Origin of the sequence: Floridaenema fluviatile BLCC-F154 (genome assembly GCF_041929135.1) — a bacterium.
GTDB classification, from domain to species: Bacteria; Cyanobacteriota; Cyanobacteriia; order Cyanobacteriales; family Aerosakkonemataceae; genus Floridanema; species Floridanema fluviatile.
Genome location: NZ_JBHFNS010000001.1, coordinates 1 through 11,148, shown reverse-complemented (window position 1 = coordinate 11,148; position 11,148 = coordinate 1). Strand labels below are relative to the sequence as shown.

Sequence of the window (11,148 nt, the reverse complement as noted above, 5' to 3'; positions counted from 1 at the left end):
CTGTTACGCATTTAAATCACTTATTAACGAGTAGGGTGCGTCAGACGGTAAAGCCTATGTAGAAAGGAAAATATCTAAATCTGACGCACCCTACAATATGACTTTTAAATGCGTAACAGCTTAGCAGTAAGGGCGGGTTTTGTTGTGAGGTTATCTGTGAGAAACAAAAAATACTTTCTAAACCCGCCCCTACAAATGGACTAAAAGCGTTTGGGATATTAAGTATTTATATCGTTTACCCAAATGATTGATACAAATAAATGTAGGGGCGGGTTTAGCAGATATGCTTGTGTTTCCCACAGATAATCTTTCCACAAAACCCGCCCTTTCCCAAGCATCTTTCGCAAACATTTAGGTAATCGATATTAGTTTAATTGTACGAGTGCGATCGAGGGTTTAAATGATCGAACCCTAAATCTAAAATGAATTTTTGCTGAAAAACTAAGTTTTCAAGCTTTATCTAGTATCCATCTCATCTTCATCTGGCACTCATTTTTGGAGAATTTAATGCAAATGAGAGCAAGAACCGACAACTTTGAACTTCCTTGCTTTTTGATACATCTACCCCTAACTTTTCGAGGTTAATATGCGTAAATCATCAACATTATGGCTCGGTCTTTGTTTAAGTAGTTTAGTAGTCACAGTATCACTGGTAGCTCCAATATCACAAAAAACTTCTGCTAATGCCAGTCAAGCGATCGCCCAAGTAAATCCCTGCGCCTCCAAAGGTAAAAACAAAAACGTTGGAGGCCCTTTAGCGAAACAACTACAAGGCAAGCCAGTCCTAGTTGATATTTATGCTACCTGGTGTTCTGCTTGCAAAAATATTGCCCCAACTCTTTCCCAACTCAAACAGCAGTATGGCGGAAAAATTCACGTTGTTGTTCTCGATGTCAGCGACAAATCCAAAGCCAGCCAAGCAGAAAGAAAAGCTAGAGAACTAGGACTAGGAAAGTTTTTTGCAGAAAACAAATCCCAAACAGGCATGGTTGCCATCATCGATCCAGCAACCGGAAATATTCTGGCACAACATCGTAACAACGCAAATCTCGCAGATTACACATCTGTACTCAACTCGGCTATTTCCCAAAGGTAAAAATAACATGAAGATTCAATATTTTTCCGTACTTGCAGTAGCTTCAATCCTGACTCTTGGCGCAATTGCCAGTTGCTCAAACCCCTGCGCCGCTACTACAAAAACACCTGCCAATACTGTTACCCAAGCTCAAGCAAACCCCTGTGCAGCCAAAGCAAATCCCTGTGCATCTAAGGCAAATCCCTGTGCATCCAAAGCGAAAACTATTGGTGCGCCTTTAGCACCACAGCTACAGGGTAAACCTGTATTAGTTGATGTATTTGCTACTTGGTGTCCTGCCTGTAAAAACGTCGCTCCCACATTAGCGCAACTACAAAAAGACTACGCCGGAAAAGTTAATTTTGTAGTGCTGGATGTTAGCGATAAATCCTCCACCGCACAAGCAGAAGCGAAAGCCAAACAGCTAGGACTCAGCGAATTTTTAGCCAAAAACAAGTCCCAAACCGGAATGCTCACCATCATCGACCCAGCAACCGGAAAAATTCTCGCACAGCACCGCAACAACGCAAATCTAACAGATTACAAAACCGTTCTTGATGCTGCTTTAACTCAATAAACTTACTGCCTAATTTTGTACCAAACATTGTAGGGGCGGGTTTAGCAAAAAGCCTGAAATACCCAGCCAAAAGATCGAAATCAAAACCCGCCCTTTCCCAAGCATTTGTACCAAAAATTGTAGAGGCGGGTTTAGCAAAAAGCCTGAAATACCCAGCCAAAAGATCGAAATTAAAACCCGCCCTATTACAGGTTGACACCAGGAAATTTTCATGCAAAAAATACCTCAATTACCACCAGATTCCACAACTTCCCGACATTCTAAACTCTCAAAAAAATGGCTAATTTACGGTGGATTGGGATTACTTTCCCTAATTCTAGTTCTCACCTTGGGACCCATCATTAGCCATCCCATTGAACAAGTAATTTCTATTATCGAAAACCGCTATCAACAATGGTTTAGCCAACAAGATACAGCCAATCCCTTCGTATTATTGCCATTAGCATTTATTGGCGGACTGCTTGCCAGCGTATCCCCCTGCATTTTAGCTTTGTTGCCCGTTAATCTCAGCTATATCGGTACTTTGAAAATCAAATCTCGTTGGGATGCTTTCATCAAAGCTGGCTTGTTCGTGCTAGGAGCCGTCACCATTTTAAGTCTGTTTGGCTTGGCTTCATCCTTCGCTGGAGCCGTTATGGTCGAGTATCGAGGCTACATCAATGTGGCTGTAGGACTAATTATGGCAGTGATGGGTTTGTGGTTGATGGGGGTGATTAACTTGCCTTTACCGCAAATGGATGTCAATGTTCCTGTTGCTGGCCCTTATGGGGTGGGGTTGACCTTTGCTTTAGTAAGTTCTCCCTGTGCTAGTCCAGTGCTATTTGCAGTACTCGCCGCAGCAGCAGCAACAGGTTCTCAAATATTAGGAACTCTCACAATGGTTAGCTATGCCTTGGGGTATACCTTTCTAATTTTTCTGGCGAGTTTGTTTACTGGACTGGCAAAACAAAGCAACCAGTTATTGAAACATTCTGAGGCAATTATTCGCTTTGGCAGTGTAGCACTGATTCTGACTGGAGCGTATTACTTATTTACTGGTACTCAATGGTTTTTAGGAGGTTAGAAACCAAAAATGTCTGATTCTACAAACAAGATTTTTTCCGCTAAATTTCAAGGACAAAAAGCTCTAGAACAGTTACAGCAAAATTCGGAAAATCCTATTCTGGTTAAATTCGTTGCGCCGCATTGTTCTGCTTGTAAAACCCTTGCGCCAGTATTAGAACAGTTAATGACTGATTATCAGGGAAAAATCGATTTGGTAACAATTGATATGACGGAAGATCCAGAATTTGCGATCGAACTGAGTGTGCGAAGTGCCCCCACTGTTGTTTTATTTAAAGGGAATACAGTTCTGGAAAAGATTGCTGGGTTAAAACCGAAGAAATTGTATTTAGAAGCAATTCAGAAGGTTCTTATACCAAATCCGGGTTAGCTACCCCCTTTATCTTTTTCTTCTTCTTTCTTCGTGTTCTTCGTGTCTAAGTGCTACGCACCGCTACGCGAACGTGGTTCCCTCCAAATCCCTAAAACGGAGTAATAAACCCGGATTTAGTATTAATTAGACTTTGAATTGTACAAAAACCCGGTTTCTCGGAGAAACCGGGTTTTTAATCCTAAATTCTTTGACTAAATACACTCTGACATCATCTAATTCCAGAGAAACAGAAACAAATTTTCACTCTTCATATTCCGTATCAATTTCTACATCTAAACTTTCTTCATCTACTCGCACATATAAAACATTTGGATGACAACAAACTTGACAATCTTCAGTATAACTTTGCTGTCCACCCGCACTCAAATCAACAAATGTTAAATTCGGTTCGCCACAATAAGCACAATAATATTCTGCCGTTGTTTGCATTTTTTCTGTAATTTCTCATTCAATAATTTACTTTTCACATTCCCTTTTTGTGACTTCATGGCGATAGCGAAACATATCAGTTAGTCGCGCATTTACCCACCATTCTAACAGTAATTCTGCGATGAATCCACCAGGTATTTCATAATCAATTTGATCGGTAAGTTTGGTTTTCCCATTCTCTTCAGCAAATAAATGCCGATGTACCCAGCTTTCCATTGGCCCACTAATTTGTCTATCTGTAAACAAGCGATTTTTTTCACACTCAATATGCCTTGCTACCCATCTTACCGGAAAAGGCCCTAACACAATGCGAAATTCGGTAATTGCACCCACATTTAAACCCCCCTCTCGGCGCACTATTTCCACAGGTTGCCAAGGGGGAGTTAGAATTTGTAAAATGTCCGGTCTTTCATGAAAGTTCCAGACGACTTCCACAGGTGCATCTATTAGTGAAGAGTATTTAAATTGCAGCATGAGAGTATTTTATCAATAAGTCGATCGTTAATCTCATACTGTACTATTTTTCGGTTATATTCAATTAACAATTAATAAATTATCGTTTCCACTGCGCCCTTTGTCTAACAATAACTCGTCCGTTTTGGGTCACAATTAGTTCAGTCCGAGTCAGGGTGTAACGAGTATCGCCATTCACTGCAACAAATCTATCTCTGCTATAACTTTGCAAAGGTAAAGAAATACTATTTCCGCCATTTTTAGCCATACCAACATAAGTATTTGGATTGTCACCACCACAAATATAAACTAAATAGTTTTTGGTTTCGGCGCTGACAAATTGACTACCACCGCTACTTTCGCAAACGGAGGCTTCTTGGGCAATTATTATATTGTTAGCTTTAACCGGATTAATTTTCGCGATTTCTGCGATCGCTAATAAGCACAAAGATACACCAAAACCTACACCAATTTGCCGAAATACTCTTTGGTAATTATACTCAGTTATTCCCCTTAGCATGGATAAATTTCTCCTCTAAATTTCCGAGTAAAAGTCAACAGTTTTAGATCTTCACCAGCCTAGTCTCCTAATTCGGCTATTGCCTATTATTCTTAATATTTCTTTGAAAACTTAGGAATTAAGATTAATCTTTTGTTTCGGGGAAATTGGCGATCGCCATGCTAAGATGTTTTTGCAATGTTCCTACTGGCAAAAGTCCTTGTAAATGACTCCAAGGTAAAACTTGCTCTACATCCCAGTTAGCATGAACATAGTAATCTAACTCTGGCAATTTTCCCCGCAATTCTTTAAAAGCGCGACGATAACTACCCAAAGTATCGCCATAATCACGAGTTAATTCTAACAGATGGGACAGTCTGCGATCGCCACGAGAAATCAAAGCTTGAATTACCGACCAATTATAACTTTCGGGACGAAATTCTATCCCCTGTGATTTTAATTTCTTTTCCAAATACTTCAATCTTTTTTCTGCTTGATTATTCACCCCAAACCATTGAAAAGGTGTATGTGCTTTCGGAACAAAAGTGCTACATCCTAAAGTTAATCTTAATCCAGGTGCAGCTTTTTTTATTTCTCGCATCATCGCTACAGTTGCGTCTAAATCAGCAGATTCTTCTCCCGGAATTCCCACCATCCCATAAAGTTTAATTCCTTTTAAACCTCCGGCTTTTGCATTAATAGCTGCTTGGATAATCTCCTGATTTTGCAGTTTTTTATTAATAATTTCTCGTAATCTTTCCGAACCACTTTCTACGGCTATTGTAATTGAACGAGTATCCCTTTTTGCTAAAATTTCCGCCAACTTTTCTGTTACCGTATTTGTTCGCACCGAAGCAATACTCAATCGTATATTATCATACTTTGGTTGCGCTAAATAATCCAACAAAATTTCAAACTCAGGATGCTGAGTTACCGACGCACCAAGCAATCCCAATCTATCAGTTACTTCTAAACCTTTTTCGATCGCCGGAATTAAAGAACCTTCTAAACTCGCAGTCCGAAAAGGCAAAGTTAAATAACTTGCTAAACAAAAGCGGCACATTTCAGGACAACTGCGTACCACTTCCACCATATAAATATTTTCCCAAGCCGCTTTTTCTGTAACAACAGTAGAAGCAGATAAAGTATTTCCCCGATAAGTTTGCTTTTCAACTTGAACCGGAATCTCGTTATTAATTGGTTGAATTGATTTAATTAAACCTGTAGCTTCTTGATAGGTAACTTCATATAAACTAGGAACATAAACCCCAGGAACTTGAGCTAATCTTTGCAGTTTAGTTTGCCTATCAGCGTGACGAACTTCTTGGTAAGTATCAATAAAATCACCTAAGAGATTTTCCCCATCTCCTAACAGAATGATATCGAAAAAATCAGCGAAAGGTTCGGGATTAGCAGTTAAAACTGGCCCGCCACCAAATATTAGCGGATCTGAATCCGATCGTCTAGATGAACGCAGGGGAATTTCGAGGAATTCCAGTAAATTTAAGATATTGATATAATCAAGTTCCCAAGATACAGAGAATCCGACTAACTCAGGATTTCTCGGTAACTGTTCGTGAATATCAGTAAATAATCTTTTGACTTCTAAATCCGAACGCATTGCCAAAGTTGCCCAGACAATTTGATAGCCAAGACTAGTTATGCCCACTGTATACTCATTAGGAAAAGCAAAGATTGTGGGAATAGCATCGGTATTTGGCGTTGCTTTGGTAAATAGCAAACGTTCAGCAGCAAATATATCGGAGTTCACAAGCGATCGATTTCAACATCATTGTACTTATTCATATCTGATCTTAAGCGATAAAATTAGCAAGTTAAAAATTAAAGTCAGAAAATTAGCCGTAATTACAGGCCAAGACTGGATGAAAATACCGTATAATAACCAGAGAAATACTCCCATACAAAAGGTAAATAACATTACCAAGGAAACATCTCCGGCTGACTTTGTTTTCCAGGTTTTTACCAATTGGGGTAAAAAAGCGATCGTCGTTAAACTCGCAGCTAGAAATCCCAAAAAATCAATATTGTTCATGAATTAAACTGATTTGGGCAAAAGGAAAAAAGCAAAAGACAGAAGACAGGAAACAGGAGACAAAAGAAAGGAAATTATTCTAAATTCCGATCGAAAATTCTAGAGTTTAGAGTTTAGATTTGGGATGGTTTGCTAAAAACCCCGTCTTTGAAGACAGAATAAATCTAAAATCGTCAATCTAAAATCAATTGACTCCTGTAATAAAGCCTTCTGCCTGTTAGCAATAAAGGGACAAATTTACTTATTTAACTTGAAACTTTTGGGTTTCTCCACCAGATGATTCATTGCCAACTACTACAAAGGAAACTTCGTAACTTCCAGGTTGCCAAGCTTTTGCCGGAGCTAAAGCAGTAGTGATTTGATTTTGATCTAATTTGGTGGTAAATTCTTTCTCATAGATCCGCACATTTTTGGCTGTTTTGCCTTGGACTAAGCGCCACAATACTCGCACCTGAGTTCCTTCTACAGCATTATCTAATTTAGCTGTAGCAAAGATCCGGGGAGTAGTTGTTTTAAAAGTATTTTGATTGTTGGCACAACCTTCTGCAAGACTAGCCTTTTCGCAGACTAAGACATCACTAATACTTGGCCCCCACAAATTAAATTCACAACCAACTAGTACTGAAGCAGCACCGATAATAGCAGCAAATGTTTTGACCTTCATCCTCACAGGGCTCCTTAATTATGAGTATTCCTTCACCAACCAAATTTTGATTTTAAATATGGTACAGGGGAATTGACAAGACAAACTACTGAGTGAGTATCTTGACAAAAGCAGCAACATCATAGAATATTCGGCTTGGCTGATTCCTGTCAATGCGATCGCGCCAAGACCGTTAAGCCAGGACGAAAGGCTAAAAACTTTGTTTTTAACGCTTTTGCTTCTGCCCTCTGCCTTGTGCCCTCTGCCTTCTACCTTCTGCTAAATCATTCGGTTGTAGGCTAATTGACCAGAACCGAAGACTAGATTAACCTAATGACGGTTGGCAATTGTGGGGGCAAGCTGGGAAACAGCAAAATAAAAAAATCCAAATTCTTGTAGAGTGTCTAAAGTGAAGAGATGAGTTAGAATTCTAACTCATATAGTGACTCCCTCTGATCCCGATGGTCTATTACGGAGAGGTATAGGAGCGCAAATTCGATAAATAAACTGAAAATAAAACGAGTTTAAACTTGGCCTGTGTCGTGTGTGAGGCAGTATCGTGACAAAATTTATTCCCAAACTGCAAGAAATTTCGACCAAGTTCAGTGGCTCTGAATCTAAACCGGAACAGACCTCTGGCAGAGAAACAGAAATTCAGCAAACCACCGAAAACGGGGAACAGGGAACTGGGAACGGGGAACAGGATCATCATTCCTTATTGCCTGTTACTTCTTCCCTTTCTTCCACAAAGGATGCTGCCACAACAATTCAAGAAACACCTGTAGATCCGGTTACGCCATCTCCAACTAACAGTTTAGAAGAACTGGGGAGTTTTTCCGCTGCGATGGAAGCAGAAATGGCAGCTGCCCAGCCAGAAGAAAATGCTACGAAAAATCAGGAAACTACTAGCACCAATCTGCTGAGTACTGTCAAACAGACTACTAAAAACATTGCCACTAAATTACATATTCCCCAATCAGTCCTAAATTCACCGTGGTTAAATCCCCATAATCCCGTATATCGAACCAAGAAATTCTGGATTACCACTGGAGCAGCAGTTACATTAGGTGGTGGCGCACTAGCGACAGGGATTACTTGGTGGACATTGGAGCGCAACTTACCTTCACCGAATGATGTTCTCACCTTTGTCCGCGACGGAACTCTCACCATCAAAGCCGAAGACGGAAAAATCCTGCAACAGGTTGGCCCCGCTACTAGAGAAAAGCTGCAATTAGAGCAAATGCCACCCCAACTGGTGCAAGCGTTTATTGCTTCGGAAGACCGCCGCTTTTACCAACATCAGGGAGTAGACTGGCAAGGTGTGGGACGGGCTTTTGTGTCTAATATCAATGCTAGAAACGTGGTGGAAGGTGGTAGTACCATTACTCAACAGCTAGCCAGAATTGTTTTTCTCAATCAAGAACGCAGCATTGGACGGAAAGTTCGGGAAGTGATGCTGGCGCAGAAAATTGAGCGCGAGATGAGCAAAGATAAGATTCTGGAACGGTACTTGAACTTGGTTTATTTGGGTGAAGGTGCTTACGGGGTTGCTGATGCAGCTTGGGTTTATTTTAGTAAGCCAACTAGTGATTTGAGTTTGCCAGAAATAGCGACGATTGTGGGAGTGACACCTGCGCCTTCGACTTTTTCACCGATCGCCAATCCCAAAATAGCTTTAGAAAGACGCAATATAGTATTAAACCGCATGGTAGATGCAGGTTTTATTACTAAAGACCAAGCGCAAGTTGCTAGTGCGGAACCTTTGGCGCTCAAGCCAGCTTTACCGAAACGACTGTCCACCGAGGCAGCTTACTTTACTTCCTATATTCAACAGGAATTACCGAAGTATGTGCCACAAGATGCGATCGAAGCAGGTGGTTTAACCGTAGAAACTAGCCTAAATCCTGAGTGGCAAAAAGTAGCCGAAGAAGTCGTAGACGAAGTAATTAGCGAACGCGGCAAAGAACAAGGATTTCAACAAGCCGCTTTAGTCGCCATCGACCCCCGTAATGGTGAAGTTAAAGCAATGGTAGGGGGAACAGATTTTGAAAATACTCAATTTAATCGTGTCACCCAAGCCCAACGTCAACCAGGATCGACATTTAAAGGATTTTTGTACACCACGGCTATTGCTGGTGGAATCTCTCCCTTTCGCGGTTACTTGGATGCGCCTTTCCGAGTAGATGATTATACGCCACGCAATTACAACGATGACCATAAAGGCTGGATCTCAATGCGAGATGCCCTGACTTTATCAATTAACACAGTTGCCGTAAAAGTGTTAATGAATACGGGATTTCAACCTGTGATTAATCTGGCTCGGGAAATGGGCATTAAGTCCGAACTCAAGCCTACTTATTCTCTGGCTTTGGGCGCTTCCGAATTGAATCTTTTAGAATTGACTAACGCTTATGGTACTTTTGCCGCTAAGGGTATGCACACCCCAGGTCACGGAATTCGCCGTGTAATTGACCAACAGGGTAAGGTAATCTTTGAGGCGAAGCCCCAGGCTAAAAGAGCTTTGGATGAAGAAACAGCCGCGATCATGAGTTGGATGTTGCAAGACGTGGTAAATGATGGCACAGGTCGTCCAGCCCGGTTGTTCGATCGCGAAGTCGCAGGCAAAACAGGTACTTCCGATCAAGCCCGTGACTTGTGGTTTGTCGGCTACATTCCCCAACTAGTTACAGGTGTTTGGTTAGGAAATGATGATAATTCCCCGACTTGGGGAACTAGTGCCACCGCCGCCCGAACTTGGAATCAATTTATGGTGAAAGCGGTGGAAAATATCCCGATCGAGAAATTCCCCGATCGTCCTAAACTAGAAGGGCGCAAAGGAACAGTGGCTCTCGAACCGATCAAACCTGGAAAAATGTCTAACATTCGAGCCACAGCTAGCAAAACAAACAATAGCAGCAGCGAAGGTAGGCGCTCATCCCAGAGACAAGTGAGCACCGCTACCAGCAGTACACCCACCGTCTCCCGTCCCCGCCGTCGCTATTCTCAAAACGCCGCTGCTACTTCTACTTCTAGTAGTTCTAGTTCTAGTGGTACCCGAACCAGATATCGTCCCCGTCGTCGCTACTATCGCAGTAACTCTGGCACTTCTAATAACACCCAAACTAGACCCCGTTACCGTCGTCGCTCTACTCCAACCAACACTAGCCGTCCCGCAAGACAACAGCCTGTAGTACGTCAGAGACGCAGCAACGTTCAGCAGTCGAGAACTACCCAATATCAACCACGGCGGCGCAGAACATACAACCGTTCTAGTGGATCTAGTTCCTCCAGCACTCGCTCTCGGACTCAAACACCAACTACAAGGAGATCTGCACCTGCACCTGCACCCGCAGCTAAACCCAAACCAACTTTTGAACTCAATAGTCACCAGATTAGATAGGGAAGAGGGGACTGGGGAAGTTTTGAGTTTTCTTTGTGCTTCCCTGCTCCCTTGCTTCCCTGTACCCCTGTTCCTCTGCCTTTTAGCCTCGAACTTCTGGAGGATGACTATTGGGTTCAATTCTTTATACTTTAGATAATGTGAAATTTAAGGAGTTGTTAGAAGATGAGTTTACTTATGGAAGCCGCGGCTAATGCCCCTCATTTTCCGGTGTCTTTTACTTTAGTTTATGTGGTTGGATTTATTGCTGCTGTGACGATCGGCTCAATAGCTTGGTATAACTCGAAGCGTCCCGTAGGCTGGGAAGATAAAGAACGTCCCTCTGTTGTTCCAGAAGTGAAAAAAGAAGAAACCCCTGGTGTTGGTACTCCTAAAAGCTAATTGTTGACACTCTCACCGTCAAGCTACGCTGTGACGGGAGATTCTTGCTTCAACGAGTGACCTTGCTTGAGCGTTGTTTCCAAGTCCAAGTAGAGGGTCGTCTCTCCGCAAGCGTTAATTTCGCTATGCCCTAGCGTATTTGATACATAGCCAAGTATTTGCAATGCCTTGATTAGAATGTTAATCGCGGCGTTTTCGTCTCT

12 protein-coding genes and 1 pseudogene are annotated in these 11,148 nt (G+C 41.8%); 6 read left to right on the top strand and 7 right to left on the bottom strand.

Going from position 1 to position 11,148, the window contains the following annotated elements:
* The first annotated feature begins 586 nt into the window (after positions 1-586).
* The 4 genes from ACE1B6_RS00065 to ACE1B6_RS00050 all read left to right on the top strand — a co-directional run bounded on the left by ACE1B6_RS00065 (position 587) and on the right by ACE1B6_RS00050 (position 3,084).
* The gene (locus tag ACE1B6_RS00065; RefSeq protein ID WP_413255190.1) at positions 587-1,096 is read left to right on the top strand and encodes a TlpA family protein disulfide reductase; all 510 of its coding nucleotides are present in this window, start codon (positions 587-589) and stop codon (positions 1,094-1,096) included.
* A 7-nt stretch (positions 1,097-1,103) separates the two neighbouring features.
* Complete coding sequence (locus ACE1B6_RS00060; protein WP_413255189.1) at positions 1,104-1,652, top strand: TlpA family protein disulfide reductase; 549 nt, start codon at positions 1,104-1,106, stop codon at positions 1,650-1,652.
* 211 nt (positions 1,653-1,863) lie between these two features.
* Complete coding sequence (locus tag ACE1B6_RS00055) at positions 1,864-2,715, top strand: cytochrome c biogenesis protein CcdA (RefSeq protein WP_413255188.1); 852 nt, start codon at positions 1,864-1,866, stop codon at positions 2,713-2,715.
* Positions 2,716-2,724: 9 nt separating this feature from the next.
* Positions 2,725-3,084 carry a thioredoxin family protein gene (locus tag ACE1B6_RS00050; RefSeq protein WP_413255187.1) on the top strand — a complete coding sequence of 120 codons (360 nt, stop codon included), beginning with the start codon at positions 2,725-2,727 and terminating at the stop codon, positions 3,082-3,084.
* A 243-nt stretch (positions 3,085-3,327) separates the two neighbouring features.
* Here the strand turns inward: ACE1B6_RS00050 and ACE1B6_RS00045 are convergent, their stop codons facing one another.
* From ACE1B6_RS00045 to ACE1B6_RS00020, 6 genes are all read right to left on the bottom strand, one after another.
* Complete coding sequence (locus tag ACE1B6_RS00045; protein WP_413255186.1) at positions 3,328-3,516, bottom strand: CPXCG motif-containing cysteine-rich protein; 189 nt, start codon at positions 3,514-3,516, stop codon at positions 3,328-3,330.
* 27 nt (positions 3,517-3,543) lie between these two features.
* Entirely contained in the window at positions 3,544-3,990 is a 447-nt protein-coding gene (locus tag ACE1B6_RS00040; RefSeq protein ID WP_413255185.1) for an SRPBCC family protein, read from the bottom strand.
* Positions 3,991-4,069: 79 nt separating this feature from the next.
* On the bottom strand, positions 4,070-4,489 hold the full coding sequence (locus tag ACE1B6_RS00035; RefSeq protein WP_413255184.1) for a hypothetical protein: 420 nt from the start codon (positions 4,487-4,489) through the stop codon (positions 4,070-4,072).
* A gap of 124 nt (positions 4,490-4,613) precedes the next feature.
* On the bottom strand, positions 4,614-6,239 hold the full coding sequence (locus ACE1B6_RS00030; RefSeq protein WP_413255183.1) for a B12-binding domain-containing radical SAM protein: 1,626 nt from the start codon (positions 6,237-6,239) through the stop codon (positions 4,614-4,616).
* 27 nt (positions 6,240-6,266) lie between these two features.
* Entirely contained in the window at positions 6,267-6,521 is a 255-nt protein-coding gene (locus tag ACE1B6_RS00025) for a SemiSWEET transporter (protein ID WP_413255182.1), read from the bottom strand.
* Between the two features lie 241 nt (positions 6,522-6,762).
* Positions 6,763-7,185 (bottom strand): hypothetical protein, encoded by a 423-nt coding sequence (locus tag ACE1B6_RS00020; protein ID WP_413255181.1) that lies wholly within the window; start codon positions 7,183-7,185, stop codon positions 6,763-6,765.
* A gap of 538 nt (positions 7,186-7,723) precedes the next feature.
* Here ACE1B6_RS00020 and ACE1B6_RS00015 point away from each other — a divergent pair.
* On the top strand, positions 7,724-10,564 hold the full coding sequence (locus tag ACE1B6_RS00015) for a transglycosylase domain-containing protein (protein ID WP_413255180.1): 2,841 nt from the start codon (positions 7,724-7,726) through the stop codon (positions 10,562-10,564).
* 165 nt (positions 10,565-10,729) lie between these two features.
* Complete coding sequence (psb35, locus tag ACE1B6_RS00010) at positions 10,730-10,945, top strand: photosystem II assembly protein Psb35 (RefSeq protein WP_413255179.1); 216 nt, start codon at positions 10,730-10,732, stop codon at positions 10,943-10,945.
* A 23-nt stretch (positions 10,946-10,968) separates the two neighbouring features.
* Here psb35 and ACE1B6_RS00005 read toward each other — a convergent pair.
* Positions 10,969-11,148 (bottom strand): annotated as a pseudogene (locus tag ACE1B6_RS00005) (RNA-guided endonuclease TnpB family protein); the annotation flags it as partial.

What these genes read in the sequence shown, in the direction of transcription:
- ACE1B6_RS00065 (WP_413255190.1), top strand. Translation starts at nt 587, where the DNA reads ATGCGTAAATCATCAACATTATGGCTCGGTCTTTGTTTAAGTAGTTTA.
- ACE1B6_RS00060 (WP_413255189.1), top strand. Translation starts at nt 1,104, where the DNA reads ATGAAGATTCAATATTTTTCCGTACTTGCAGTAGCTTCAATCCTGACT.
- ACE1B6_RS00055 (WP_413255188.1), top strand. Translation starts at nt 1,864, where the DNA reads ATGCAAAAAATACCTCAATTACCACCAGATTCCACAACTTCCCGACAT.
- ACE1B6_RS00050 (WP_413255187.1), top strand. Translation starts at nt 2,725, where the DNA reads ATGTCTGATTCTACAAACAAGATTTTTTCCGCTAAATTTCAAGGACAA.
- ACE1B6_RS00045 (WP_413255186.1), bottom strand. Translation starts at nt 3,516, where the DNA reads ATGCAAACAACGGCAGAATATTATTGTGCTTATTGTGGCGAACCGAAT.
- ACE1B6_RS00040 (WP_413255185.1), bottom strand. Translation starts at nt 3,990, where the DNA reads ATGCTGCAATTTAAATACTCTTCACTAATAGATGCACCTGTGGAAGTC.
- ACE1B6_RS00035 (WP_413255184.1), bottom strand. Translation starts at nt 4,489, where the DNA reads ATGCTAAGGGGAATAACTGAGTATAATTACCAAAGAGTATTTCGGCAA.
- ACE1B6_RS00025 (WP_413255182.1), bottom strand. Translation starts at nt 6,521, where the DNA reads ATGAACAATATTGATTTTTTGGGATTTCTAGCTGCGAGTTTAACGACG.
- ACE1B6_RS00020 (WP_413255181.1), bottom strand. Translation starts at nt 7,185, where the DNA reads ATGAAGGTCAAAACATTTGCTGCTATTATCGGTGCTGCTTCAGTACTA.
- psb35 (WP_413255179.1), top strand. Translation starts at nt 10,730, where the DNA reads ATGAGTTTACTTATGGAAGCCGCGGCTAATGCCCCTCATTTTCCGGTG.